At 61.5% G+C, this 26,038-nt stretch carries 27 protein-coding genes and 1 riboswitch; of the genes, 14 read left to right on the top strand and 13 right to left on the bottom strand.

Annotated elements, in window-relative coordinates; genetic code table 11:
- Window positions 1-9 precede the first annotated feature (9 nt).
- On the bottom strand, window positions 10-237 hold the full coding sequence (locus FNU79_RS06500) for a DUF3248 domain-containing protein (protein ID WP_124867215.1): 228 nt from the start codon (window positions 235-237) through the stop codon (window positions 10-12).
- Between the two features lie 48 nt (window positions 238-285).
- Here FNU79_RS06500 and FNU79_RS06495 point away from each other — a divergent pair, with 48 nt between their 5' ends.
- Complete coding sequence (locus FNU79_RS06495) at window positions 286-888, top strand: 1-acyl-sn-glycerol-3-phosphate acyltransferase (RefSeq protein ID WP_143720054.1); 603 nt, start codon at window positions 286-288, stop codon at window positions 886-888.
- Window positions 889-892: 4 nt separating this feature from the next.
- Here FNU79_RS06495 and nrdR read toward each other — a convergent pair whose 3' ends face one another.
- The 7 genes from nrdR to moaA form a co-directional block, all read right to left on the bottom strand.
- Window positions 893-1,339, bottom strand: coding sequence for a transcriptional regulator NrdR (nrdR, locus tag FNU79_RS06490; RefSeq protein WP_124867217.1), 447 nt, complete (start codon window positions 1,337-1,339; stop codon window positions 893-895).
- Entirely contained in the window at window positions 1,336-2,031 is a 696-nt protein-coding gene (locus FNU79_RS06485; RefSeq protein WP_143720053.1) for an SDR family NAD(P)-dependent oxidoreductase, read from the bottom strand. The genes nrdR and FNU79_RS06485 overlap by 4 nt, the downstream gene beginning before the upstream one ends.
- A 96-nt stretch (window positions 2,032-2,127) precedes the next feature.
- Window positions 2,128-2,970, bottom strand: a complete 843-nt coding sequence (locus tag FNU79_RS06480) for an NUDIX hydrolase (RefSeq protein ID WP_225429918.1) — start codon at window positions 2,968-2,970, stop codon at window positions 2,128-2,130.
- Window positions 2,970-5,573: a replicative DNA helicase gene (locus FNU79_RS06475; protein WP_143720052.1), complete on the bottom strand. Its 2,604-nt coding sequence runs from the start codon at window positions 5,571-5,573 to the stop codon at window positions 2,970-2,972. The genes FNU79_RS06480 and FNU79_RS06475 overlap by 1 nt, the downstream gene beginning before the upstream one ends.
- Before the next feature lie 254 nt (window positions 5,574-5,827).
- Window positions 5,828-6,430, bottom strand: a complete 603-nt coding sequence (locus FNU79_RS06470; protein ID WP_124867220.1) for a TetR/AcrR family transcriptional regulator — start codon at window positions 6,428-6,430, stop codon at window positions 5,828-5,830.
- Between the two features lie 73 nt (window positions 6,431-6,503).
- Window positions 6,504-7,196 (bottom strand): GntR family transcriptional regulator, encoded by a 693-nt coding sequence (locus FNU79_RS06465; RefSeq protein ID WP_124867221.1) that lies wholly within the window; start codon window positions 7,194-7,196, stop codon window positions 6,504-6,506.
- 225 nt (window positions 7,197-7,421) lie between these two features.
- Complete coding sequence (gene moaA, locus FNU79_RS06460; RefSeq protein ID WP_318636130.1) at window positions 7,422-8,459, bottom strand: GTP 3',8-cyclase MoaA; 1,038 nt, start codon at window positions 8,457-8,459, stop codon at window positions 7,422-7,424.
- Between the two features lie 165 nt (window positions 8,460-8,624).
- Here moaA and acs point away from each other — a divergent pair, with 165 nt between their 5' ends.
- Window positions 8,625-10,577: an acetate--CoA ligase gene (gene acs / locus FNU79_RS06455; RefSeq protein WP_143720051.1), complete on the top strand. Its 1,953-nt coding sequence runs from the start codon at window positions 8,625-8,627 to the stop codon at window positions 10,575-10,577.
- A gap of 88 nt (window positions 10,578-10,665) precedes the next feature.
- On the opposite strand, the gene FNU79_RS06450 is transcribed toward acs, so the two are convergent.
- The 4 genes from FNU79_RS06450 to FNU79_RS06435 all read right to left on the bottom strand — a co-directional run bounded on the left by FNU79_RS06450 (window position 10,666) and on the right by FNU79_RS06435 (window position 13,393).
- Complete coding sequence (locus FNU79_RS06450) at window positions 10,666-11,685, bottom strand: aspartate-semialdehyde dehydrogenase (RefSeq protein WP_143720050.1); 1,020 nt, start codon at window positions 11,683-11,685, stop codon at window positions 10,666-10,668.
- Window positions 11,686-11,930: 245 nt separating this feature from the next.
- Window positions 11,931-12,233, bottom strand: coding sequence for a hypothetical protein (locus tag FNU79_RS06445; protein ID WP_124867224.1), 303 nt, complete (start codon window positions 12,231-12,233; stop codon window positions 11,931-11,933).
- A gap of 102 nt (window positions 12,234-12,335) precedes the next feature.
- Window positions 12,336-12,959 carry a DNA-3-methyladenine glycosylase gene (locus tag FNU79_RS06440; protein WP_143720049.1) on the bottom strand — a complete coding sequence of 208 codons (624 nt, stop codon included), beginning with the start codon at window positions 12,957-12,959 and terminating at the stop codon, window positions 12,336-12,338.
- 38 nt (window positions 12,960-12,997) lie between these two features.
- The gene (locus FNU79_RS06435) at window positions 12,998-13,393 is read right to left on the bottom strand and encodes a hypothetical protein (protein ID WP_143720048.1); all 396 of its coding nucleotides are present in this window, start codon (window positions 13,391-13,393) and stop codon (window positions 12,998-13,000) included.
- 54 nt (window positions 13,394-13,447) lie between these two features.
- Between FNU79_RS06435 and rlmB the strand changes: the two genes are divergently transcribed.
- Genes rlmB through FNU79_RS06420 form a run of 3 tightly spaced genes read left to right on the top strand, consistent with a single transcriptional unit; the run spans window position 13,448 to window position 15,621 of the window.
- Entirely contained in the window at window positions 13,448-14,173 is a 726-nt protein-coding gene (rlmB, locus tag FNU79_RS06430) for a 23S rRNA (guanosine(2251)-2'-O)-methyltransferase RlmB (protein WP_143720047.1), read from the top strand.
- Window positions 14,170-15,060 carry an aldose 1-epimerase gene (locus FNU79_RS06425; RefSeq protein WP_143720046.1) on the top strand — a complete coding sequence of 297 codons (891 nt, stop codon included), beginning with the start codon at window positions 14,170-14,172 and terminating at the stop codon, window positions 15,058-15,060. The genes rlmB and FNU79_RS06425 overlap by 4 nt, the downstream gene beginning before the upstream one ends.
- A complete protein-coding gene (locus tag FNU79_RS06420; protein WP_143720045.1) occupies window positions 15,061-15,621 on the top strand; it encodes a class I SAM-dependent methyltransferase in 561 nt (186 codons plus the stop codon).
- A 9-nt stretch (window positions 15,622-15,630) separates the two neighbouring features.
- On the opposite strand, the gene FNU79_RS06415 is transcribed toward FNU79_RS06420, so the two are convergent.
- Window positions 15,631-16,662, bottom strand: a complete 1,032-nt coding sequence (locus tag FNU79_RS06415) for a thiamine ABC transporter substrate-binding protein (RefSeq protein WP_143720044.1) — start codon at window positions 16,660-16,662, stop codon at window positions 15,631-15,633.
- 55 nt (window positions 16,663-16,717) lie between these two features.
- Window positions 16,718-16,825, bottom strand: a riboswitch (TPP riboswitch).
- A gap of 319 nt (window positions 16,826-17,144) precedes the next feature.
- Between FNU79_RS06415 and FNU79_RS06410 the strand changes: the two genes are divergently transcribed.
- From FNU79_RS06410 to nuoH, 9 genes are all read left to right on the top strand, one after another.
- Window positions 17,145-17,471, top strand: a complete 327-nt coding sequence (locus FNU79_RS06410) for an NADH-quinone oxidoreductase subunit A (RefSeq protein WP_124872664.1) — start codon at window positions 17,145-17,147, stop codon at window positions 17,469-17,471.
- Window positions 17,472-17,514: 43 nt separating this feature from the next.
- On the top strand, window positions 17,515-18,051 hold the full coding sequence (locus FNU79_RS06405) for a NuoB/complex I 20 kDa subunit family protein (RefSeq protein ID WP_109826622.1): 537 nt from the start codon (window positions 17,515-17,517) through the stop codon (window positions 18,049-18,051).
- Entirely contained in the window at window positions 18,039-18,734 is a 696-nt protein-coding gene (locus FNU79_RS06400; protein ID WP_225429915.1) for an NADH-quinone oxidoreductase subunit C, read from the top strand. Before FNU79_RS06405 ends, FNU79_RS06400 begins: the two co-directional genes overlap by 13 nt.
- A gap of 121 nt (window positions 18,735-18,855) precedes the next feature.
- On the top strand, window positions 18,856-20,097 hold the full coding sequence (nuoD, locus tag FNU79_RS06395) for an NADH dehydrogenase (quinone) subunit D (protein WP_143720108.1): 1,242 nt from the start codon (window positions 18,856-18,858) through the stop codon (window positions 20,095-20,097).
- Window positions 20,094-20,585: a DinB family protein gene (locus tag FNU79_RS06390; RefSeq protein ID WP_143720043.1), complete on the top strand. Its 492-nt coding sequence runs from the start codon at window positions 20,094-20,096 to the stop codon at window positions 20,583-20,585. Before nuoD ends, FNU79_RS06390 begins: the two co-directional genes overlap by 4 nt.
- Before the next feature lies 1 nt (window position 20,586).
- Entirely contained in the window at window positions 20,587-21,249 is a 663-nt protein-coding gene (nuoE, locus tag FNU79_RS06385; RefSeq protein WP_143720042.1) for an NADH-quinone oxidoreductase subunit NuoE, read from the top strand.
- Window positions 21,246-22,580 carry an NADH-quinone oxidoreductase subunit NuoF gene (gene nuoF, locus FNU79_RS06380; protein WP_143720041.1) on the top strand — a complete coding sequence of 445 codons (1,335 nt, stop codon included), beginning with the start codon at window positions 21,246-21,248 and terminating at the stop codon, window positions 22,578-22,580. Before nuoE ends, nuoF begins: the two co-directional genes overlap by 4 nt.
- Window positions 22,581-22,683: 103 nt before the next feature.
- Window positions 22,684-24,849, top strand: a complete 2,166-nt coding sequence (gene nuoG / locus FNU79_RS06375; protein ID WP_143720040.1) for an NADH-quinone oxidoreductase subunit NuoG — start codon at window positions 22,684-22,686, stop codon at window positions 24,847-24,849.
- Complete coding sequence (gene nuoH, locus FNU79_RS06370) at window positions 24,849-26,018, top strand: NADH-quinone oxidoreductase subunit NuoH (RefSeq protein WP_143720039.1); 1,170 nt, start codon at window positions 24,849-24,851, stop codon at window positions 26,016-26,018. Before nuoG ends, nuoH begins: the two co-directional genes overlap by 1 nt.
- Window positions 26,019-26,038: the final 20 nt, after the last annotated feature.

Here is a 26,038-nt window from a genome sequence, read left to right as displayed (position 1 = left end):
GGCCATCCCTTAGTCTACCCATTCGATCACCACCGCGCCCTGCGACAGCGCGGCGCTCAGGTCGTCGTCGCTGGCGCTGCGCAGGCGCGGCAGGTGGGCAAAGCGCGGCGTGGCCGAAGCGTAGCCGAGCCGCACCACCACTTCGTCGCTGGCGTCATCTTTGCCGATACGCCACACCAATTGCCCGCCGAGCGCTTCGAGCTGCGCTGTCAACTCAGGAAGAGGGGAGTCGGTCATGAGGGTATTGTAATGCGGCCCAGACGCTGCTGTCTCTATACTCGCTTCATGACCCCGCGTTGGCAAAACCGACCGCCCACCCTCCGCTCGCGGTTGGCGGCGGCCTTGCTGCGCCTCAGCGGTTGGACGGCCCTGCTGCCTGCCGAACCGTCCGTCAAATTGGTGGGCGTGGCTTATCCGCACACCAGCAACTGGGATTTGCTGCCGGCGCTGCTGTGGGCTCGGGCAACCGGTACGCCGCTCAAGTTTGTCGCCAAGCACAGTTTGTTCAGGCCTCCGCTGGGGCTGCTGATTCGGGCCTGGGGCGGGGTATCGGTTGACCGGCGAAAAGCTGGCGGCAACTTTGTAGAAGCGGTGGCGCAAATGATCGCCGCTCAACCTGAAATCGTGCTGGGCCTCGCGCCGGAAGGCACACGTGAAAAAGCGGACGCGTGGAAGAGCGGCTTTTACCACATGAGTCAGGCGGCGGGCGTGCCGATTGCGCTGATCGTCTTCGATTGGCGGCGCAAGCGGGTGGGCGTGCTGGGTTATTTGACGCCGAGCAACGATATGGAAGCCGATTATCAGCAGATTCGGGCGGTGTATCAGGGAGTTGAGGGCAAGCATCCACAAAAAGCCACGCCGATTCGGTCTAAAGCGGTGATGGACTGAGCCTTCACTCTTTCTCTTTCAGCCCCTGAATCTCTTCAATAAAGCGCTCCAAGCTGTCGAATTCGCGGTAAACGCTGGCAAACCGGATATAGGCCACGTCGTCGAGCGGGCGCAAAAAGCCCATGGCCCGCTTGCCGATCTCGCCGCTCTCGACTTCTGGCGCTCCCACTTCGTCTTCAAAGCCGTAGGCAAAGGCCCGCAAAGTTTCTTGGGGAATCGGGCGCTTTTCGCTGGCCAGCGCCAGGCCGCGCAGCAGTTTGTCAGGATTGAACGCTTGGCGCAGGCCGCCGCGCTTGATGACCATCAGCGGCTCGAGCTGGGCACGCTCATAGGTGGTAAAGCGCCGGGCGCAGCTGAGGCACTCGCGGCGGCGGCGAATGGCTGTGCCGTCGTCGCTGGAGCGCGAATTGACCACTTTGCTGTCGGCGGCGGAGCAGTAGGGGCACTTCAAGAATTTCTCACCAGAACCTCGCGCTCCTGATCGCGGTACTTGGGCACGGCGGGCAGCGGCACTTCCAAGACGTTGCCGCGCAGGTGCTGCATCTCCGGCAGCGCCAAGGTCAGCACCACCTCGCACAGCGGCGCGTCGTATTTTTCCTCACTGCTGGCCCGCCCCGGCAGCACCATATTCAGCCGCAGCTCATCGCTGGCTGCCCGCTCCACCAAGCCGCGCAGTGCGCCGCGCTGGGGAAAGGCCTGTAAGCCAATTTCATCTAAATGCGGCCCGACGATGGTGAGCCAGGTGCCGGGCAAGCGCCGCTGAATATTTTGGGTCATCGAAACACTGCTCTTGATGTTGCAGTTGAACAGCTCCATCCACTCGCCTTCGCTGAGCAAGGTGAAATTAGAATGTGAGCGTTTGTCGGCCAGATGGACAATGCCGTGCAGCGCTCCGAAGATTTCGAGCATGCGGGCTTGGGCGCTGGCCCAATCGAGTGGCACACTCACATCGGCTTTGAGCGGAATGGCCGTGCCGCCGAGCTGCTCGATGCTACTGGCATGGGCGGAGAGCGTCTCCGGATTGATCCCGATCAGCACCACGCTGGCTCCGGCGCGGGCCAGGGCGGCGCTGATGCTGCGGCCATAGCCCTGGTCGCCGCTGGTCACGGCGATGATCTGGCCTCGTAAACGGGAAGGCTCCATAGAAAGGCATCATAGCGCGGGCGGCCTTTTGGAAACGGGCACTGGATACCGGCTTCAGTTGGCTTTGGATACCGCTTTACACAGCGCAGCCACTTGTTACGGCAACTCATCCTCGCCCGCTTCAAAAGTCAGGCGCTCCAGATCGGGGTCTTGCGGCGTCAGTTTGGAATTGGAGCTGCGGCGGCCAGCTCTGCCAACCCCAGTTTCTACCCGCGTGCGCTTTTTGAGCATGGCCGGCTCTTTGTCGAGGTCGAAGACAAAATGCTTGGGCCGTTTGTCGCGCAGCCAGCTCTCCAAGGCCACCAAACGGGGCCGGAAGCGCAGGTACTCGCGTAGGTGGCGCACCGGCACGAATTTGGCTTCCTGCACGTCGCGGTCAGGGTCGCGCGGTCCCAGCGTGCCGCCGACTTCGCGGCAAGCGTAGAAAAATTGCAGATGGTGGCCCCACGTCTCGGCTTGAAATTCCACCATAAAGGCCAGCTCGCGCAGCTCCACGATCAGTCCGGTTTCTTCATAGGTTTCGCGGCGTGCGCCGTCTTGGATCAGTTCGCCGACTTCGAGGCCGCCTTTGGGCAGGCTCCAGCGGCCCCGCTCGCGCACGATCAGCACTTCGTCGCCGCGCATGACGACGCAGCCCACCCCGATGCGCGGCTCGGCCAGCGGGCGTTTGTTGCGGCCTTTGGAAGGCGGGGCGGTCACGGGCGGCAGCACTTCGGCTTTGCTGCGGCCCGGGCTGGGAGCGTCGTTTCTGCCGCTGCGGTTGTTGTTGCGGCTCCGGCTGCGGCTTCTGCGGCTGTTGCGGCTGGGCTGCCCCTGATTGGGGTCTTTGGAAGCGCTGGGCTGAGCTGCTGGAGCTGAAGCCGCTTGGGTTGGAGCCGTCTGGGGAGGAGACGGTATGCGGGCGGTGGGGCCTTTGCCCTTAGGGTTTTGTTCGGGCATCAGCTCTCTCCTGCCAAGTCGTTGAAGCGCACGTGGGCGCTGTGAAATTGCAGCTTGACGGTACCGACCGGGCCGTTGCGCTGCTTACCGATGATGATTTCGGCGATGCCTTGTTGGTCGGTTTCTTTGTTGTAATACTCGTCGCGGTAGATGAACATCACGATGTCGGCGTCTTGCTCAATCGCGCCGGAATTGTGGCTCACCAAGCCGTCGGCTAGCCAAGAAGCGGGGCCGGGTACGGTGAGGTCGTACACCGCTTCTTCGCCAGCCGGGGTGACGCTCTCTACCTCATCCCAGTAAAGATCATTGGTCGCAAGGGTCTGGAGCGCGTCGTCTTCGAGAACAGCGGCGTAGCTCTGGATAGTCGCCCGTGACGGCGCAAAACTAAAATGCGACGTGCCGCCGTAACGGGTGCCCCGCGCCGCCGCCATCTTCCGCTGAGAAAAACCGCGCTGGGTCATGGTGCTGCGAACCTGAGCAAAAATTTCTCGCGGCAGAGTATCTACGTTTGGGTTGCCTCGGCGGCTTTCCAGCAGCTTCCCGAGGGCGTTTGCCGCCTCCGTGCGGGGGCCGAATGCCCCGACAGTCGCCAAAAACTGCAGTTGGGCTTCGCCGCTGGAGACATCGACATTCCAGATTGGTTTTCCGCTGGCCTGATCGACCGCTTTGATTCTGGCGACAATGCTCAGCCGCAGGAGCAAAGCGGCCACATCACGCGCCAACCCCTCACTGCAAGTGGCGAAATAGACGCGGGAAGCTCCGCCCGTTTCGCGTACATGAATACAGCCGTCGGTGGCCCACAAGTGACGCAGTAAGGTGGCGACGCTGGCATTGTTTAAGCCAAAGACTTCATGCGGCAACCGCTTTTCGTGGGAGCGTTGGTTGAACAGCCCCAAGTCTTTGAGCCACTTGCCTACGCCTGTGGCCTGCCAGCGGTGGCCGTTGCCGGAGATGACGAGTTGATGCCAGTTGCCGCGCCCTGCGTGGCGGTTGACAGTACTTCCCAGTTTTTCGGCGGCGCGGCGAACAAGTTCGCTGTTGGCCTCGGACGCGGTGGTAAAGCGCAGCGGCTGACCGTTCAAATAACTGCCGTCACCGACGAGTTGACCCAGCAGTGCCAGTAGATCTTCGTCCCACTGCCTGACTTCGGCGGGTTCAGGAAGGCGGCGGGCCAGCGCCAATCGATCGCCGGCCCGCAGCTCAGCCACTGTCGTCCAGCCGCCCAGTTGATAAATCCGGTGCTGCCCTGTTGCCTTCAGCACCCGTCCGCTACGGGTCTTGACTGCAAAGACAGGCCTCACCCCGACTTCCCAGACCGCGTCGCTCTGGGCCGCAATGATCTGCCCACCTTCGGACATGGCCAGAACTTCCGGCGTTTGGCCGATGAGTTCGTGAATCGGCACGCGCTGCCCGCTGGCCAAGTTGACCAGGGTTTCTCCGGTCACACACTCGCGCAAATCCGAGAGCATCGGCCGGTGATTGGGCCGCTGCTCCACTGCCCGCGAGAGCTGCGAGAGTACCATCACCGGCACTTCCAGTTCGCGGGCAATGCTCTTGAGGTTGCGCGAAATGAGGCTGATTTCCTGCTGGCGGTTTTCGTTCGCGCCGGTACTGCCCTTGCTGCCCGACATCAGTTGCAGGTAATCAATGACCACCAAGCCCAGATTGCCGTACTGCGCCTGAATGCGCCGCAGCTTACTCCTCAGCGCATTGACTGTCAGATCCGGTTCGTCGTCGATGACCATCGGGGCTTCGGCCAAGCGTCCGGCGGCGTGGGCGAGGCGCTCGAAGTCGCGCTCATTGAGATTGCCGCTGCGAATGCGGTTCATATCTACCCGCGCTTCGGCGCACAGCATCCGCAGGGCCAGTTGCACGCTGGGCATTTCTAAGCTAAACACCGCCACTGTCTTGTCGCCGCGCAGGGCAACGTTTTGGGCAATGGAGAGGGCGAAGGCGGTTTTTCCCATGCTCGGCCTAGCCGCCAGCACGTTCAAACTGCCCTTCTGCAAGCCCGAGATTTGCTCGTCCAGATCCCGGAAGCCGCTGGCCACGCCGTCGGGAATGCCTTTGTTGCTGTGAAGCAAGGTGATGTACTCGAAGGTGTCTTGCACCACCTCGCTCATGGCCTGATGTTGCTCGCCTTTTTTCTTTTGCTCGGAGACTTCAAAGATCAGCTTCTCGGCTTTGTCGAGCAGGTCTTCGAGCGGCAGTTGACCGTCGTAGGCCAGCTTCATCGCCTGCGAACTGGCTGAAATGAGTTGACGTAAGGTGTACTTTTCCTGCACCAAGCGGGCGTAGTGCTCGGCGTAGGCCGAGGTCGGCACTTGATCCGACAGCCCGATCAGGTAGGTCAGCCCGCCCACCTCGTCGAGGGTGCCGCGCTTGGTCAGTTCGTCGCTGAGCGTCACCAAATCGACCGGCTCGCCGCGCTCTTGCAGCGTCCGCATGGCAGAAAAAATCTTGCGGTGGCTTTCGCGGTAAAACATCTCCGGCGCGACCGTGTCGCCGACTTGGATCAGCACGTCGTTTTCGAGCAAAATACTGCCCAGCACGCTGATTTCGGCGTCGTTGTTGTGGGGGGGCACACGGGGAGTCAGTTCCATAGAAGCCTTTTGGCTGGCCGACCGGCTCGGTTGAGCGGAGGCGGCCAGCACACGCAAACGCCGCAGCGCCGTTGGGGTGCGGGCGGCGCGGCCTTGCGGTGGGAGAGTTGAAATGTGGGGCGAAAGTCCCCGCCCGGCAAAAAAGCGAATCCCGCCCTCTTGCCTGACCTACAGCAGATCATACCAAGTTCAGCGGGGAGAGGTAAGCCCTCGCGCTCGCCCTCTTCCCAAGCAGGCCAAGCGGCGCAGAGCGTTTAGCGTTTCACCACGCCTTCCATCAAAAAGCCCAGCGTGAGGCGCATTTCTTCGCTCAGCGAGCGGTCGGTGCCGTAAGCGCTCCAGCGCAGGGCAATAATGAGGTAGGTGTCGGCAATCAAGTTGCTCATGCGCTGCAAACTCAGGTCGCTCCTCAGTTGCCCGGCCTGCTGCATCGGGCGCAAGATCAGCTCGATGACGCGGCTGAGCGGCAAAGCCTGGTAAGCAGTGCGGGCACGTTCAGGGCTGGGATTCATCACTTCGTAAGCCAGCGGCGGAATCAGGCCGCGCTCCTGCCCACTTTCCTCGGCCAACTTGTCCCAGACTTCTTCCAGCACGCTGCGCGGAGCGTGGCCCTGTGCCAATCGGGTTTCGGCCAGCTCGCGCAGCCGCGCCATAATCTGAGCGCCGTAATCGAGCAGCACCGCTTCTTTATAAGGGTAGTAATTAAAAAAAGTCCCGCGTGAGACGTTGGAAGCTTTGGCGATGTCGGTGGCGGTCGTGGCCTGAAAGCCGCTTTGCTTGAAGAGATCAATCGCGACGTGATAAATGCGGGTGCGGCGTTTTTCTTTTTGCCGTTCGCGCAGAGAGGGGGCGTCCATATTCATCTAAAATACTGCACGCGAGTTCAAATTTGTACGGGGTACAACGCGGCCAAGCTTCCAGTAAGGTCGCTCACGGCTCAAAACTGTCTTGAAAGGCGTAACGGTCGCCGCGCACCCAGTAATTGACGTAAGACACCCGCTTGGTACCGCTGTAGGTGGTGCGGCGCAGCAAAAAGGCCGCCGATCCCACCGGTACCCGCAGCAAGTCTGATTCTTCTTGGCGCAGATTGACCGCTTCCAAAGCCTGCTCCACCCGCGTCAGCGGCACGCCCATCGCTACCATCACTTCGTGAATGCTCTCCACCCCGAGGTTTTGCGACAGCAAATCGCCCACCAACGCCGCGTTGATGTAGCGCTTTTCAATGACCAGCGCTTCGTCTCCGGCGGTTCTCAGGCGGTGGATAAAAATCACCGGATCGCCGAGCTGCACCTGCAACACGATGGCGATTTCCGGCGTGGCCTGAATCTGCATGGCGTGGAGCACCCCGGTGCGGTGGTCGGGGTGGCGTGCCCACTCTTTGAAGGGCCGTACCCGGAACATCCCCTGGCGAAACCGCTTGCCGGTGGGGAAGGTGCCCGCGCCCTGCACCCGGTAGACGTAGCCTTCGCGCTCAAGTTCGTCAATGGCCCGCCGGGCGGTCATCCGCGAGACTTCAAATTCGCGGGCGAGCTGCGGCTCGCTGGGCAACGGTAATCCCTCCTGATAATGTCCGCCGAGCAAGCGGTCTTTCAAAGTGCTTTTAATCAGTGGGTATTTCGCCATTTGACCCTCCGGTGCAGCCTATTCATGAAGATTTGCTCTGGCACTCCTCTAGACGAGTGCCGAGTTGGTTTCATATTAACTGAATTGGAGGGCGTTTGCGTACCGAGAACACCTGCTGCGCTGCGGAGTGTTCATGCGCCCGTTACACCGAAGGAAGCAAGCTGAACCTGAGACTTCGAAGAGGGACGGCCTGAACTGAAGTTCAAAGGCCAGCGCTGGCTGCCCTCAGCCGCCGATGTGCGACATTTCCACTTTCTGCTCACGGCGTTTTCCGCTGGCCTCGCCGCGCTCCTCGCTGTAGCGGTCACGCCGGACTTGCCACACGCCCCTAAGCCGTTCAAGCAGCTCAGCGTCGCTTTCGCCTGCCCGCAGTGGGCCGCGCAGATCGGTGCCCTGAGTGGCAAACAAGCAGGTGTAGAGCTGCCCCACTGCCGAGAGCCTTGCCCGTGAGCAGTCGCCGCAAAACGGCGCGGTGACGCTGCTGATCACGCCCGCTTCAAAGCCCTGCGCGTCGGCGTAGCGGGAAGCCACCTCACCCTGATAATGGGCGTCGAGCGGGCGCAGCGGCGAACCTGATCCGGCCAAACGGGCGATCACCTCGCTCGACGGCACCACTTGGCTCATCTCCCAGCCGTTGTGGTTGCCCACATCCATAAACTCGATGAAGCGCACCACGGCCTTTGAGCGCAGCGCTGTCCACAGCTCCACCAGCGCTGAGTCGTTGACGCCGCGCTGAACCACCGTGTTGACTTTGACGCCCAGTCCCGCTTGCAACGCCGCTTCAATGCCCGCCAGCACTTTGTCAGGGTGAACGCCCAGCCCGTTCATCTTGCCGAAGGTTTCTGGATCGAGGCTGTCTAAGCTGACCGTTACGCGCTGCAGGCCTGCCGCTTTGAGGTCGCCTGCCAAGCGTGGGAGCAGCAGGCCGTTGGTGGTCATGGCCAGGTCGTCCACGCCTTCAATCTGGCTCAGGCGCTCGATGAGCTGCGGCAAATCGCGTCTCAGCAGCGGCTCGCCCCCGGTGATCCTGAGCTTTTGGACGCCAAGTTCGACGAACAGCCGCGAGAGCCGCTCTATTTCCTCGAAGCTGAGCAGCTCCTCACGCGGCAAAAAAGCGTAATCGGGGCCGAAGATTTCGCGGGGCATACAGTAGGTGCAGCGCAAATTACAGCGGTCGGTCACGCTGATGCGCAAATCGCGCAGCGGGCGGCCCAAGGCGTCTTGCACGAAGTTGCTTTGTAGGGGGGGCGCGGGGGAGATCACGCTTCCGGTTATAGCTCAGCGGCGGCGGCAGCGTAGGGGCTTGGAGTTCAATCCACCGCTCCGGCCTTCCCGAAAATAAGTTTCAACCCCCCGTGCGCGTTGGCGGACGGGTATAGCATGGCACCACCACCGAATTCCACAGCGCCACACACAAGGGGACACTGCATGACCGACCAAATTGACAACATGCTGATTGACAACGTGCTTCACGAAACCCGCGTCATCGAGCCGCCCGCCGAGTTTGCGGCGAAGGCCAGTATCAAGCGCGGGGAGTATGAGCGCCGCTACCGCCAAAGCTTGGATGATCCCGAAACCTTCTGGACGGAGGTGGCGGGCCAACTGAGCTGGACGCAGCCGTGGACGCAGGTGCTTGACTGGCAAGAGCCGCACGCCCGCTGGTTCGTGGACGGGCAGACCAACATCGCTTACAACGCGCTCGACCGCCAAGTGGAGCTGGGGCGCGGCGACAAGCGGGCGTTTATTTGGGAAGGCGAGGACGGCGAAGTCAGGACATTCACTTACGCCGAACTGCTGCGCGAGGTGAGCAAGGCCGCCAACACGCTGACCGACTTGGGCGTGCAAGTCGGCGACCGGGTCACGCTGTACTTGCCGCTGATTCCCGAAGCGGCAATTGCCATGCTGGCCTGCGCCCGCATCGGCGCGGTGCACAGCGTGGTGTTCGGCGGCTTCTCGGTGTCGGCGCTGGCTGACCGTATCACCGACGCCCAGAGTAAGGTGCTGATCACCGCCGACGCGGGCTACCGCAAAGGTGCGCCCGTGCCGCTCAAGGCCAACGCCGACGCCGCCGCCGAGCTTGCCCCGAGCTTGGAAACAATGCTGGTGGTGCGCCGCGCCGGGGTGGCCGTGCCGATGAAAGAGGGCCGCGACGTGTGGTGGAGCGAGGCAGTGGGTCAGGCCAGCGATCAGCATCAGGCCGCGCCGCTCGACAGCGAGCACCCGTTGTTTGTTTTGTACACTTCTGGCAGCACCGGCAAGCCCAAAGGCGTGCTGCACACCACTGGCGGCTATATGGTCAGCGCCTTCCTGACCATGCAGACCGCTTTTGATCTCAAGGAAGACGACGTGTTCTGGTGTACGGCGGATGTCGGCTGGGTCACCGGCCACAGCTACACCGTCTACGGCCCGCTGCTGTGCGGCGCAACCGCTGTGATGTACGAGGGAGCGCCCAACCACCCGGACTGGGGCCGCTTTTGGAGCGTCATCGAAAAGCACAAGATCAATATTCTGTACACCGCGCCTACCGCCATCCGCTCGTTTATGCGTCAGGGTGACGATTACCCGGGCCGCTACGACCTCTCCAGCTTGCGGCTGCTGGGCAGCGTGGGCGAGCCGATCAACCCTGAAGCGTGGATGTGGTATCACCGCGTCATCGGCGGCGAGCGCTGCCCGGTCATCGACACCTGGTGGCAAACCGAAACCGGCACCATCATGCTGACCACTTTGCCGGGGGCTTTTCCAGCCAAACCCGGCAGCGCGGGCCTGCCGATGTTCGGTATCGAACCGGCCATCCTGACCCGTGACGGCCACGAACTCGGCCCCGACGAGGGCGGCTTATTGGTCATCAAACGCCCCTGGCCGAGTATGCTCCGCACTGTCTATGGCGACGACGAGCGCTACCGCAAGACCTACTGGGGCGAAATTCCGCATGTGTATTTCGCGGGCGACGGCGCACGCAAAGACGCCGACGGTTACATCACCGTGATGGGCCGGGTCGACGACGTGCTCAACGTGTCGGGCCACCGCCTCGGGACGATGGAGATCGAATCGGTGCTGGTGGCCCATCCCAGCATTTCTGAAGCTGCTGTGGTGGGCCGGCCCGACGAGGTGAAAGGCGAGTGCGTGGTGGCCTTCGTGACGCCGCAAAGTGGGATGGAGTGTGATCCGGCAGCCATCCGCGCCTTCATTACCAAAGAAATCGGCGCACTGGCCCGCCCCGACGCCATCATCGTGGCCGACGCCCTGCCTAAAACCCGCAGCGGCAAGATCATGCGCCGCTTTTTGCGCCAGATCGCGGCGGGCAAAGAAATTCAGGGCGATACCAGCACCTTGGAAGATCCCAGCGTGTTGGAACGGCTGCAAGCGGCGGAAGTGTTGTAGTTCTTTGGAGAGCTATCTGAAATTTCAATAAGGAAAGACGCCGCAATTTACAGAGTTGCGGCGTCTTTCCTTATGAACTTACTTTAGGTTAGCTCAGCGCTTTTTCCTTAAGTGCTCCCTTTTCCTGCAAGTATTCGGCAATCTGCACAGCGTTGAGTGCTGCGCCTTTCAGCAACTGATCGCCGCTGACGAACAGCTCCAAGCCGCCCTCGAAAGCGAGGCTGGCGCGAATGCGGCCCACTTCCACGTCGTATTTGCCGCTGGCGGTCAGGGGCATCGGGTAGAGGTTGGCGGCGGGGTCGTCGCGGACTTCCACGCCGGGGGCGGCTCGCAGCAGCTCACGGGCTTCATCCGGCGTGGCGGGGCGCTCAAATTCTAGGGTGATCGCTTCGGAGTGAGTCCGCATGGTGGGAATCCGCACGGCGGTGCAACTGATGATCAAATTCGGGTCGCCAAAGATCTTTTGGGTTTCCCAGGCCACTTTCATTTCTTCTTTGGTGTAGCCGTTGTCCTGAAAACTGTCGATGTGCGGAATGACGTTAAAGGGAATCGGGTGGGCGAACACGCTGGCCTGAGCTTCTTTGCCGTGCAAAACCATGTGGGTCTGGGTTTCCAGCTCTTCCATTCCCTTTGCGCCCGCGCCGCTGGTGGCCTGATAAGTGCTGACGATCATCCGCTTGACGCTGAAGCGCTGATGAAGCGGCCAGACCACGACGGCGGCGATGGCGGTGGTGCAGTTGGGATTGGCGATGATGCCTTGGTGCTTCAGGGCCGCCTCGCCATTGACTTCCGGAATGACCAGGGGCACGCTGTCGTCATAGCGGAAGGCGCTGGAATTGTCGATAACAGTTGCGCCGCCCGCCACCCAGGCCGGAGCCAAAGCTTTGCTGACACTGCCGCCCGCCGAGGCCAAGATTACGTCGGCGGGAATGGCTCCTTCGGGAGTGACCTGCACGGTCAGGTCTTGCCCTTTGAACTTGAGGGTGCTGCCCGCCGAACGCGGCGAGGCGTAGAGCAGCAACTCGTCAAACTTCAGGCTGCTTTTTTCGAGAACGCTGAGAAGTTCGTGTCCAACCGCTCCGGTGGCTCCGACAATGGCAAGGCGCATAAATGTTCTCCTGTGGGGCTGAAAAGGGCGGGGGAGAGGCGTCAACCGAAAATAAAAAAGCCCGCCGAGAAGAGGGCGGGCGGCAATGCGGGAAGCAGGCCGCTACCGCGAAGTGAGAATCACACGGAGAGTCAAGGAAACGGCGGCAACCGGCATAGCGTTACAGTAGCGGCCAGATGAGGGGCCGTCAAGGGAGTTGTTTATTTCCTGCCTTCTTCTCAATTGCCACCTTCCAAGCGCAGCCTTCAGCGCTTCTTGCGGCTCCAGGGCAGCCAGCCGCCGCGCTCCGGCTTGGGCGAGGGCAGAGCATAAGCGTCGAGTTTGAGTTCGGGTTCGGGGAGTTCGGCCATCTTCCACTCGCTACCCACCCAGACCGAGCCGCCGAACCGCCCCGCGCAGTAAAACGCGTGTTCTTCTTCGGCGTTGGGGGTTTGAGCGCGTGGGTCGGCCAGCGCGTCGAGCATGGCCAGCACGCCGTCGTCTTCACAATGCCACTGCCCCTGATGAAACTGGGCCTCTTGACCAAAAATCCGAATGGTGACAGGCATAGCGCTCCCCAGCGGCTTCCATCGGCCCGCCGTACAGTTGGAATAATGCGGCATGATAGCGCAACCTAACCGCCGCGCCGCGATTTTGTCTTTCGACTTCTCCTAGAGATCTCGCTCGCGCGGCGCAAGTTCCATGCTCGGCACGCCGCCCGAAATCCATTTGCTGCCGGTCTCAAAAAAGCGCCAAGGCAAATTGCGCCCCGCCGCGATGCCCACCCGCGCCGTGATGCTGACCCGCTCATCTTGCACGGCCTCGCCGTGCAGCAGCCGCAGCGCCGCTCCATTGACAGGTTGGCCACGAAACGCGGCGGGACTGAGCGCCAGCGCCTGCACCAGCTTGGCTGGGCCGCTGGTGAGGTTGCGCCCACTGACCACTGGGCGGTGCTCCAACATGGCGTCCACGCCTTTAAGCGGCTCTAGAGCGCGAATCAGCACGCTGGCGGCGATGCCCTCGGCGCGGCAGGCGATTTGTAGCAACGGATGCCCGTAGGCCACCCAGAATACGAACTGTCCCGGCGGCGCGGCCAGCTCCAGCGTTTTGATGTGGTGGAACCTTCCCGCCGTGCAGCTCGGATCGCGGGGGCAGTCATACGCCTCGGCTTCCACGATGCGGCCTGCCAAAACTCTGCCGTCGGGCAAGGTGCGCTCCAGCCTCGCGCCGAGCAGTTCTCGGGCGAGTTCAACGGGGTTGGCGTCGAAGTGGGCGGGGGTGTAGGGAGTGGGCACGAATATGTTCAGTTTACAGCGGGTTCGGATCAGTCAAATTACACTCTGCCCGCGCGACTCTTGAAGTATTGAGAGCGGTGGATCATCAGCCATGACACGGCCATAAAAACCAAAAAGCAGAGCAGAAAGATTAGGACACCGGATTCAAAGGAATCGAGTGCGGGGCCATGTTCTGAGCGTAAAACCAGACGTTGTATCCAGCCCAGAGCGATAACGCCTCCCCAGATGAAGGAGAACGCCAAATCCTTGAAGGCTGACGGCAACTGCGGCTGCTTGGAGAGGGTAGCAACGTACCAGGCTGCCCAGATCGCTCCACCCAGCGCGGCCAGACTGCTGATGATCGTCAGAAGGCCGCCCTCCCAGAACATTCTGAGAGAGAGGAGAGCCGTGAGAGAGGCCGTCAAGTAGATCAGGTAAGGCAGCCAATTCAACATGTTCGCTGATTATACCCTGAAGCCTGAGTCTCCAGCCGCGCTAGACTCTCCTGTATGCTCCTTTATGGCCGTAATCCCGTGTTAGAAGCCCTGCAAGGCGGGCGCGTTTCCGAACTGCTCGTCGCTAAAGGGATCGAAGAAAGCTTCGTGCGCGAACTCAAAACCTTTGAAGTGCGCCTCAAATTTGCCCCGCGCATCGAGCTTGATCAACTCGCCGGAACCACCCAGCACCAAGGCGTGATGGCTGAAGTGGAAGACCTCGAATGGGCCACTGTGGACGACATCTTAGACCGCGCCGACGAAAAGGGTGAGCAACTGCTGATGATTCTCCTTGACGGCGTCACCGACCCGCGCAACTTTGGCGCGATTATTCGCAGCGCCGAGGTGCTGGGCGCTCACGGCGTGGTCGTGGAAGAACGCCGCAGCGCTCCACTGAGTGCCGTGGTCGCCAAGGCGGCGGCGGGCGCGACCAGTTACTTGCCGGTGGCCCAAACCAAAAATCTGCCGAGGCTGATCGACCAGCTCAAAGAAGATAACGTTTGGATTTACGGCGCGGCGGGCGAAGCGGCCACTGATTTGCGCCGCTTGGACTATGACCGCAAACTGGCCCTCGTGATCGGCGCGGAGGGCGAGGGAATGCGCCGCCTCGTGCGCGAAAAGTGCGACGAACTGGTCAGCATTGCCGTGCGCGGCCAAATCAAGAGCCTCAACGCGGGTGTGGCGGCAGGCATCCTCATTCACCACGCCGTCAGCAGCCGCCCCATCAAGGCGAAGCCGTGAAGACCTGCACCATCCAAAACGAATACTGGACGCTGGAAGTCGCGCCAGAATACGGAGCCAGCATCCTGAATCTCAGCGCCGCTTCGGGCCGCTCGGTGATGCGCCCAGTGAACACCGAGTCAGTCCACTCCAGCAGCGACACCGCCATGTTTGCCCTGATGCCTTACAGCAACCGCATCCGCGACGCCCGCTTTGAATTTGAAGGCCTCACCGTTCAGCTCCGCCCCAAAGCGGGCAGCACGCTGATTCAGCACGGCGACGTTCGCAACCGGCCTTGGCAGGTCCAGAAAATCAGCGAAACCCAAATCAGGTGCACCTTTGACAGCCGTGAGTTTGCGGATGTCAATTGGCCTTGGGCTTTTACCGCGCAGATGGAGTACCACTTAAGTGGCCCGCACTGCGACACGGCGCTGACGCTCACCAACGTGTCCGACAGCATCATGCCCGCCGGAATAGGTTTGCACCCTTACTTCCAGCGCTTGCAGGGCGGCCAAGAGCCCACCTTGCAGTTTGAAGCGGGCGGCTGGTACGCCACCGACGAAAACAGCTTGCCGCTGGGCGGCGCACAGGCTATTCCCGCCGCGCTGGATTTCAGCTCGGCCCGCCAAGTCGGGGACGCCCAAATTGACGCGGTGTTCGCTTCGTGGGAAGGCACGGCCCGGCTGAACTGGCCTCAGCGCTCGCTGACCCTCACTGCCGATAACGTCTTTTCGCATCTGGTTCTCTTCACCGCCCCCGACGGCTCATTAGCGCTGGAACCTGTTTCACACGCCACCGACGCTTTCAACTTGGCGAGTCGCGGCGTCCACGGCACCGACATGAAAACGCTCACGCCGCAGCAATCGCTCTCCGGCGCAGTGCGGCTGAGCTTGGAGGGCGATTGGTGAGTGGGTGAGCGCATCGTTTTGGGCGCGGGTGAACAGACTTGGGAAGGCTGGGCGGCCACCCAGCAAGAGCAGCTTGACCTGACCAACCCTTCAAGTTTTGAGCGCTTTTTCGGCCCTGAGCAAGCCGACGCTTTTTTATGCGAACACGTCTGGGAACACCTGACTTTGCAGGAGGGCCGCGCCGCCGCCCGCCTGTGCTGGCGCTTTCTCAAATCGGGTGGACAGCTGCGGGTAGCCGTGCCGGACGCTCACTTCCCGGACGCTGACTACCAGCGCACCGTGCAAGTGGGCGGCCCCGGCCCTCCCGACCATCCCGCCGCCGATCACCAGATCGTCTACGACGTTCAGCTGTTCGCTGAGGTATTCGCCCAAGCAGGCTTTGAAGTGACTTTGCTGGAATACCACGATGCCGAAGGTCAGTTTCACCGCCAGCCGTGGAGCATAGCGGATGGGCCGGTTTACCGCTCGGCGCTGCTCGATCACCGCAACGCTGATTTCAGAGGTGGTCAGGGGCCGCTGGCTTTCGCCTCCATCATTTTGGACGCCCGCAAACCTGCCTGACCTGCTGCTTCAGCGTCCCCGCAACACCTGATTGACCCACACGTCCACCAGCGCCTGCGTGTTGGTGGACGTCAGCGCCTTGACTCCTTCCGGCACCTGAGCAAACTGAAACACCGGATCAAGTGGGACGCCTTCCACCGCCGGATAAACCCACATGCGGGTCGGGAAGTCGGCCTGCACCGCTGCCGAGAGCATGAAATCTACGAACTTGCGGGCCAGTGCGGGCTGCTTGGTGCCTCTCAATACGCCGACGCCTTCCAGTTGCAAAAAGGCGCTGCCTGGAAGGAGCAGATTGCCGGTGGGTGACTGGGCAGGCAGCTTCTTGGGGTTGTAGCCTTCGGCGTAGGCGACTTCAGCGGCTGGGCTGCTGGCGTAGCTCAGCACGATCGGATATTTGCCGCCGTTGCGGGTAAATTCTTTGTTGTACGAATCGCTCCACCCCCGCGTGACCTTCATGCCATTGGTGCGGGCCGCCTGCCACCACGCCACCGCTCCGGCTTGGCCGTAGTGGTTGACACTCGCCAGCCAAAAGGCGAGGCCCGGACTGCTGGTCGCGGGTGAGGCCACCACCGTCAGCTTGGCGTAGGTGAGCGTCTTGAGGTCGTCCAATGTTTTGGGCAGCGCCAGACCGGCTTTCCCGAACCAAGCGCGGTCATAGTTGAAGGCCACGTAGCCGTATTCCACGGTGTTCAGGTTGAAGGCGTCGAGGCGGTAAGCGGCGGGCACTTTGCTCAGCGCCGGGCTTTTGTAAGCGTCCAGGAGGCCAGCGGCGGCGGCGCGGGGAGCCAGGGTGTTGTCTAAGCCGTACACCACGTCCGCCAGCGGATTGGCTTTGGTCAAAATGAGGCGGCTCAGCATCTCGCCCGCGTCACCGCCCTTGATGAAGCGCACTTTGGCGTTGTTCTGCTGCTCGAAGCTGGCGATCAGCTTTTTGTTGAGGTCAAAGCTGTCGTGGGTGATGACCGTCAGGGTGATCGGCGCGGCGCTAGCAATACTGCCGAGCAGCAGCAAACTCAGAAATGTACTTTTGTGTTTCAACATAAAAAATCCCCTCTGGCGTCAGAGGAGAAGCGTTGCCGGCCCCCGAAGCAAGCAGGGAGGTCGGCAGTCACGCTCCCTCCGCCGGTATGATCCGGTTCAGGTTCCTAGGGTTTGATCTCAGCCCGGCCCGCAACTGTGCGGGCAGACACCCCCGGTGACGCACCTGGGAAGATAGCAAAGTGCGGCGCTGCAAAATGCCCTCTCAGCTCAAAACCAAAGATCAGGTTAAGGACAGGCCGAGTGGCCGCTGCCGCCGCTCCCCGGCACCCTTTTTTCCGCTTTACGTGGTAAATTGGGAGGCGCACACACAACTCCTCCCGCTGCGGCGGATTTACCTTCAGGCCCCCTCTTCAAGCCCCCTTTTTTGTGGCTCGCTCGTGAAAAACGGCACAAGCTCACCCAAACGCTCGACTACCCCGTAAGATTGAATACGTTGAAGAGCAACAAGGAGGACTATGAGTGAATTTGCCCACATGATCGTGATGCTGCTGATTGCGGGCGGCATCGGCGTGCTGGCGGTGGTCGTCAGCATTTTGCTGGGGCCGAAAAAGCCGAGCTTCAGCAAACTGATGCCGTATGAAAGTGGCAACGACCCCGAAGGCACAGGCCGAGAGCGCTTCCCGGTGCACTTTTACCTCGTCGCTATGCTTTTCATCGTCTTCGACATCGAAACGGCCTTCTTTTATCCGCTGGCAGTGGCCTATCAAAAAGTTGGCGCGTTCGCCTTCTGGGAAATGATCACCTTCCTGATTTTGGTGCTGGTGGGCTACTTCTACATTCTCAAAAAGGGCGTACTGGAATGGAACTGAACCCTTTGACCTTTTTCCTAAGCTCCTCTGCGGGAGGTTTTTGATGCCCCTTAAAGAACTCTTTGAACGCGATTGGCAAGAACTGGAATCTGAAGGCATTCTCTTTTCCAGCTTGGAAAAACTGGTGGCGTGGGGCCGCAGCAACTCGCTTTGGCCCGCCACCTTTGGTCTGGCCTGCTGCGCCATCGAAATGATGAGTGCCACCGACGGGCGTAATGATCTGGCCCGCTTCGGCTCAGAGGTGTTTCGTGCCTCGCCCCGCCAAGCCGACGTGATGATCGTGGCCGGACGCCTCTCCAAGAAAATGGCCCCGATCATGCGCCGCGTCTATGACCAGATGCCCGATCCCAAATGGGTCATCAGCATGGGCGCGTGCGCCAGTTCCGGCGGCATGTTCAACAACTACGCCATCGTGCAAAACGTGGACAGCGTGGTGCCGGTCGACATCTTCGTGCCGGGCTGCCCGCCGAGGCCCGAAGCGCTCATTTTTGCCGTAATGCAACTTCAGAAAAAAGTGCGCGGCGAGGCTTTTGACCAACTCGGCAATCAGCTGCCGATGGTGGACGCATGGACGCGCTAGACGGCAAAGACAAAGTCGTGCTGAGCGCGGGCGGCGGCAGCGTGCAGGTAGACGGAGTCAGTGCGTCTGGCGACCACGCGCCTGCAGAACTCAAAGACGTGGTCGAAGCCTTGATGGGCAAGCTGGGCCTGATTCCCGAAGACGCTGCCGAGCCGACTGGCGTGGTGGAGGCTGACCAACTGCGCTCCGCTGCCGAGCGCCTCAAGTCGGCAGGCTTCATGCTGATGGACGTCGTGGGCGTGGACTACGGCGCATATGTGCAGCCGCGCCCGCAGCGTTTCAGCGTGCTGTACAACATCTACCATCCCTACGACCACCGCCGCCTGTTTATGCGCGTTTGGCTGCGCGACGGCGAGTCGTTGCCGAGCTTGTACCCGGTCTGGAAGTCGGCCAATTACCTTGAGCGCGAAGTCTACGACCTGATGGGTGTGGTGTTTGACGGTCATCCTGATCTGCGCAAGGTGCTGACGCCTGATGATTTGGAGGGCCACCCGCTCCGCAAGGATTTCCCGCTGGAGGAGACGCCCACTTTGTTCCGGGACGGCCGCTTCCTCGACCCCGCCGCCTTCCGTGCAGGCATGACCGGCCAAAGTGCGGGCCTGACTGGCTGGCGCGGCAGCCTGCGCAAAGGCAGCACCCGCGAGATCGAGCCGCCGGTGATGCCGGAAGGCGGGCCGAAGTGAGCGGTTCAGGATCAGGCGGCGCGGCAGCTTGCCCCACTCGTGTACGGACTGAGGTGACACCATGAGTCTCAAAGAAAGACCCCCAGTAGACAAGAAGAGCGGCACATTACCCCGCCGCGAGATGCAGCCCGACCATCAGGAAAGCAGCCGCCCGGAGCGGGTCGGATCGCTGACCGCGCAGTCCGGGGCACTGATGCACACCGAGATCATGAGCCTGAACGTGGGGCCGCAGCACCCCAGCACCCACGGCGTTTTGCGTCTGGTAGTGGATATGGACGGCGAATACGTCATCAAGGTGACGCCGCACATGGGCTACCTGCACACCGGCTTCGAAAAGACGTTTGAGCACCGCACCTACCAGCAGGGCGTGACTTACGCGCCGCGCACCGATTACCTGCACTCGTTCGGCCATGAGCTGGCCTATGTGCTGGGTGTGGAAAAACTGATGCAGGCCGAGGTGCCCGAACGCGCCACTACTGTGCGGGTGCTGCTGCACGAACTGGGCCGAATTCACTCGCACTTGGTGTTCATCGGCACGGCTTTGATGGATTTGGGCGCGATCACGCCGTTTTTCTACTGCTTTCGCGAAAAAGAAGCGGTGCAAGACCTCTTTGAAGAAGTCTGCGGCTACCGGATGAATCAGGGCTACTTCCGGGTGGGCGGGTTGTCGCGCGATATTCCTGACGGTTGGACCGACAACGTGCAGAAGTTTGTCGACACCTTCGACAAGCACGTGGACGAATACGCGAGTCTTTTTGTCACCAACCCGATTTTCCTGGACCGGGCGGTGGGCGTGGGCGTCATTCCGGCGGATGTGGCGATTGATCTGGGCTTGACCGGGCCGAACCTCCGCGCTTCGGGAGTGCCGCTCGATCACCGCAAAGCCAATCCGTACTGCGGCTTCGAGACCTACGATTTCAACGTGCCGGTCAGCCAAGCTGGGGACTCGCAGGCCCGTTTCGTGCTGCGGCTAGACGAAATGCGCGAGAGTGCCAAAATCGTGCGCCAAGCTCTCAAGCGCCTCAAGCCCGGCCCGGTCAAAGACCCCAACCGCAAAATCAGCTTGCCGCCGCGTCATGAACTGGAAACCAGCATGGAAGCGGTGATTCACCATTTCAAACTGGTCACCGAAGGTTTCCACCCGCCGATTGGCGAAGTGTATGTGCCGGTGGAAACCGCACGCGGCGAGGTCGGCTATTACATCATTTCCGACGGCGGCTCCATGCCCTACCGTGTCAAGATTCGCGCTCCCAGTTTCGTCAACTTGCAGGCGCTGGAATACGCCTGTGTGGGCGGGCAGTTCGCCGACTTGATTACCATTTTGGCGACGATTGACCCGGTGCTGGGAGACGTGGACCGGTGAGCGTACCTGAGCTGATCTTGGAATCCTTTTCGCGCAATGCCAGAGTCAATACGGCTGTGCTGGATCACCTCTCCGACGCCGATCTGAACATCTCCGACGGTCAGGGCGGAATGAGCGTCGTGGAGCAACTGGCGCACATGGCAGGCTTTCGTAAGGACTGGCTCAACGAGATTTCGCCTGCCCATGCGGACGCGATTGAGTTTGAGCTGGGGCCGAACAATACGCTCACCACCCGTGATCCCGGCGAGTTGCGTCGCGCCTTTACTGAAAGTGACAGCGCCGTGCTGGCTGCTGTGGAAGCTGCGCTCAACGAGTACCGGAACTTTGAAGGCCAGTACGAAAGCCATCCGGTGCATTTTTTGCAGCACACCCTCGTCCACGACGCCCACCACCGGGGCCAGCTGATGACCCTGCTGCGGCAAGGCGGGCACACCGCCGAGCAGATGGCCGCGTTGGAAAGTGCTACTTGGCCGATTTGGAGAGAATGACGTGACCCAAGCCCAGACTGCTTCCCTTGTTCACTACTTTGCCGATAAACAACCCCTGGTTGCTGATATCTTCAGCCGCTACCCCAACTCGCCGCAGGGCAAGAGAAGTGCTTTGATGCCGCTGCTGCGCGAAGTCCAAGACGCTGAGGGCTTCGTTCACGAATCGCGGCTGGCCGAAATCGCTGCGCTGTGCGGCACCACCCCCACCGAAGTCCGCAGCGTCATGAGCTTTTACTCCACCTATCACACCCTGCCCACCGGCAAGTACCACCTGCAAGTCTGCTCCACGCTGATGTGTGCGCTTTCGGGCAGCGACGAGCTGTGGGATTACCTGGTCGAAACACTAGACGTGCAGCCGGGTGAAGTCACGCCGGACGGTTATTTCAGCTTGCAAAAGGTGGAGTGCCTGGGCAGTTGCGGCACCGCGCCTGTGATGCAACTCAACGATGAGGGCTACTACGAATCCGTGACCCGCGCCCGCTGCGACCATCTGCTTCAGGCCATGCGGCTGGGAAGCGCACTGGCCGTAGACCATCATCCGGTGCCCGTGGTCGTCGCTGAAGACGGACGCCAGTACCTCTCCAGCGGCGAGGCGGCGGGCGGCAGTACTGACGCTTTGTACCCGCTGCCCCATCAAGCAGCGGCCAACGGGAACCCATCATGACCATCGCTCCCCCCAGACCCGTGACCAGCGGCAAAGATCCCCGCTTTGCGCCGACGCTGTACGCCAACGTGGGCCGCCCCGAAAGCTGGACGCTTCAGAGTTATCTGTTGTCCGGCGGCTACCAAGCGGTGCAGCGGGCCTTTGCCATTGGCAACGACGCGGTGATTGACGAAGTTAAGAAGTCGGGCCTACGCGGGCGCGGCGGCGCGGGCTTTGCCACCGGTCTCAAGTGGTCGTTCATGCCGCTGAACGACGGCAAGCCGCACCTGATTTTGTGCAACGCCGACGAATCCGAACCCGGCACTTTCAAAGACCGCTATCTGATGTCTGAAGACCCTCACCAATTGATCGAGGGCATGATCATCGGCGGTTTCGCCATGCGGGCCTCTCTGGGTTACATCTATATCCGGGGCGAATACGTGCAGGCCGCCGAGCGCATCTGGGCCGCCATCGTTGAAGCGCGGGAAGCTGGTTTCCTGGGCAAAAATATTCTCGGCAGCGGCTTTGATTTCGATCTGCAACTCCACCGGGGCGCGGGCGCGTACATCTGCGGCGAAGAAACTGCGCTGATGAACAGTCTGGAAGGGCTGCGGGCCAATCCGCGCCTCAAGCCGCCGTTCCCCGCCGCCTCGGGCCTTTACGGGCTGCCCACCACCATCAACAACGTCGAAACATTCTGTGCCGCCACCCAGATTCTGAAATACGGCTGGGAATGGCACGCGGGCATGGGCACCGAGAAGAGCAAGGGCACCAAGCTGTTTCAAATTTCCGGCCCCGTCGCCCGGCCCGGCATCTACGAGTTGCCGTTGGGCACGACCTTCCGCGAACTGATTTTTGACTGGGCGGGCGGGCCGCTGGAAGACATCAAGGTGATTATTCCCGGCGGGAGCAGTTGCATGATGCTGCCGTATACCGAGGCGATTCTCGACACCGGCATGGACTACGAAGCGCTGGCGGCGGCGGGCAGTTCTCTCGGCACCGGCGGCGTCACCCTGATCCCCAAAGCTGACTGTATCGTCAACGCCACCTGGAACCTTGTTCGTTTTTACGCCCACGAATCCTGCGGTAAATGCACGCCCTGCCGCGAGGGTATCGGCAGTTGGATGGTCAGGATGTACGAGAAACAGGTGCGCGGTCAGGGGCAACCCGGCGACGTGCAACTGATCTTGGACATGTGCGACAACATCGGCGGCAGAAGCTTCTGTGCTCTGGCCGACGCTTGCCTCTCTCCCGTGATGAGCAGCATCAAGCTATTTAGAGACGAGTACGACTCGCTGGCGAATACTGGCAAACCCATTTATCCGGCACGGAATCGGTGGCGGGACGCGTGAGTACGGCTTGCGGAGGCGGGAGCAAGCGTTTAAGCTTTGGCCGTTCCTTTCTTCGTCCACAAGCCACAAACCATAATCCACAGGCCTTTGCCGGAGGCAAGTTATGAAAGTTCATGTAGACGGCATTTCCCTAGACCTCCCTGCCGGAACGTCCGCCATTGACGCGGTGTTTCAGGCCGGAAAAGATGTGCCGTATTTCTGCGCCCATCCTTACCTCTCGCCCGTCGGTGCGTGCCGGATGTGCCTCATCGAGTCCGGCAGCCCGCGCAAAAATCCGGATGGCAGCTTCATCATGGAAGGCGAGGGCGACGCGGCCACGCCCAAAATCTTCTGGTTTCCCAAGCCGATGGCCGCCTGCACCATGATGGCCACCGAGGGCATGCAGATCAAAACCGCCGCCACCAGTGAAATCGTTGCCAAGTCGCAGGCCGGCATGATGGAGTTCACGCTGCTCAACCACCCACTCGACTGCCCGACTTGTGACAAGGGCGGAGCCTGCGAACTGCAAGACCGCGCCTTCGAATACGGCTACGGTGCAAGTCGTTTCGGCTTTGACCGCCGCCATGCCGAGAAGCACTACCCACTTTCCGACTACGTGATCCTGGATCAGGAGCGCTGCATTCACTGCAAGCGCTGCGTGCGTTACTTCGAGGAAGTGCCGGGCCAGGAAGTCCTCGACTTCATTGAGCGCGGCAGCCACACCTTCATTGACACGGCGGAGGGCGGCTTGCCAGTCGGCTTTCAGGGCAACATCACCGACATCTGCCCGGTGGGAGCGCTGCTCGATAACGTGGCCCGTTTTCGTGGCCGCAACTGGGAATACGACCACACCCATACCACCTGTACGCTGTGTCCGGTGGGCTGCTCCATCACGGTGGACGCCCGCAATGGCAGCCTGGAGCGCATCGTGGCCGGTGAAAACCGCGAGGTCAACGAGGCGTGGATCTGCGACGCGGGCCGCTTCGGGCACGTGTTCGCCTCCGAGAACCGCCTGACCACCCCGATGATCCGCAACGAGGACGGCGAACTGGTTGCCGCCACCTGGGATCAAGCGGTAGACGCCATCCGGGCAGGCATGGCCGGGCTGGACGCGCACGACCTGGCCATTTTCCTCAATGCCGATTCCACTTTGGAAGAAGGTATCGCTGCCGAAGCCTTCGTGGGGCTGACCGGACTGGCCAGCGTCGATTACTGGCCGCGTCAGGCCACTTACGGCACCGACGCCCCCACGTTGACCGAAATCGCGCAGTCAGACGGTGTTGTCGTGCTGGGAGCCGATCTGGGCGAGGAAGCCCCCATCTTGGAACTCCGCATTCTGGAAATGCTGCGCGGCGGGATTTTGCCGGCTGAGTTTCATCACGGCACCGCCATCGCCGATCTCCGGTTGGTGGAGCGCCCCGCCCGCAAGCGTGAGAAGCTGGCGGTTATTTCATCCAAACCCAGCCGCCTCAGCGAGCAGGCCGGATTCAGCGCTCAGATGGACGCCGCCACCGCGTTGGCGGGCCTGACGGGTAGCTCCGACAATGCTGCCGTGAGCGCCGCTGCCAACCTCCTCAAAACCGCCGAGCGCCCGATTCTGGTGCTAGGCGCGGAAGCATTAGCCAGTCTCAGCGGCGCGGCCCGCAGCGCTCTGCAAACACTCACCCAGCGCACAAAGACCCGCATTCTGGCTTTGCCTGCCGGAGCCAATGCACGCGGACTGGCCTCGCTGAACTTGGTGCCGCGTTCCGGCGGTCTGCGCTACGACCAACTGTCGCAGGCACGGGTGGCGCTGATCAGCCGCCTCAATCCGCTGGCGGAAGGGCAAAGCCGCCCCCGCTTCCTGATCTCCCACGACACCCACCTGACCGCCACCGCCCTGCAAGCCGACGTGATTTTGCCCGCCGTGACCAACTACGAAAAGCGCGGCATCACCGTCAACCTGGAAGGCCGCCTGCTGCCGCTGCGCCCCGCCGCCCTCAAAAACGGTGAGGCAGCCGACTTCATCCGCGCCCTGAGCATCGTGGCCGAAGCGCTGGAAATCAAAACCAGCATTCGCGGCATCCGCAGCGCCCAGAACTTGCTCAGCGAGCGGCTGGGCGTCAACGTGGCCGAACTGCCTATTCACGGGCTGATCGCTCCGCTGGGGATGCGCTATGACGCGCCCGCCGCACCGTATACCCCGCTTCTCTGGAAGGAAGGCATGAAACGCAGCGACCCCGTCTACCACGCCGGAATGATTGAACTCCCGATGGCCTCCACCCCCACGTTCGTGGCCGGTGACGACTGATGCCCGACACTGCTTGGTGGCTCGATCTGCTCTGGACGGTGGTGAAGGGCGTGCTGGTGGCTCTGGCCCTGCTGACCACCTTTGCTTACATGACCCTGATCGAGCGGCGTTTGCTGGCCCGTATGCAGATCCGCTGGGGGCCGAACCGCGTCGGGCCGATGGGTCTGTTGCAACCGCTGGCCGACGCCATCAAGAGCATCTTCAAAGAAGATCTGCGGATCACCAAGGCCGATCAGCTCGTCTACACTCTCGCGCCGTTGATCGCCATCACCTGCGCCCTCACCGCCTTTGGCGGCATTCCGGCTGGCCCGGCGGGCAGCTTCTTCGGTCTCAACCCCTGGGTCTATAGCCTAGACGTCGGTGTGATCGGCCTGCTGGCGATTACCAGCATGGGCGTCTACGGCATTTTCCTGGGCGGCTGGGCCTCGGGTTCCAAATACCCGCTGCTGGGCGGCCTCCGAAGTGCGGCGCAGATCATCTCCTACGAACTCGGCATGGGCCTGAGCATCCTGGGCCTGCTGATGCTGGTCGGCAACGCTTCGTTTCAGTCGATCATCGGCTGGCAAGCCACCAACGGCTGGCTGATCGTCTTTCAGGTCTTCGCCTTCGCCACCTTTCTGGTCAGCAGCTTTGCCGAAGTCAACCGCACCCCCTTTGACCTGCCCGAAGCCGAGCAGGAACTGGTGGCGGGTTACCTGACCGAGTATTCGGCGATCAAATGGGCGCTCTTTCAGATGGCCGAGTACGTCAATATGATCACCGCCTCGGCGCTGATGGCCACGCTGTTTTTCGGCGGCTACAAAGGGCCGGTTTTCCTAGACGGCCTGATTCCCGGCATCTCCAACTGGCCCTTCATCTGGCTGATTCTCAAAATTGCCTTCTTCCTGTTCCTGTTCATCTGGGTGCGGGCCACCCTGCCCCGGATGCGCTACGACCAACTGATGCGCTTTGGCTGGAAGCTGATCTTCCCGCTGTCGCTGGCCAACACCGTTATCACCGGCTTTTACCTGACCTACTTTCGTGGGGCGGGCCTGTGGCCGCTGGCGATTCTGGGCGTCATCGGCGTGGTGCTGCTCATCGTCATGAGTGACCGCGCCCGCCGCCTCTGGAACACGCCCACCCACCGGCCCGGCACCGAGCGGCCCACCCGGCCTGTCGGGGGGGACTGAATGTTTGTTTACCGTTTCAC

Source organism: Deinococcus detaillensis, assembly GCF_007280555.1.
Classification (GTDB): Bacteria; Deinococcota; Deinococci; order Deinococcales; family Deinococcaceae; genus Deinococcus; species Deinococcus detaillensis.
The sequence above is the reverse complement of the archived record's forward strand: the minus strand, read 5'-3'. Positions and strand labels throughout refer to the sequence as shown.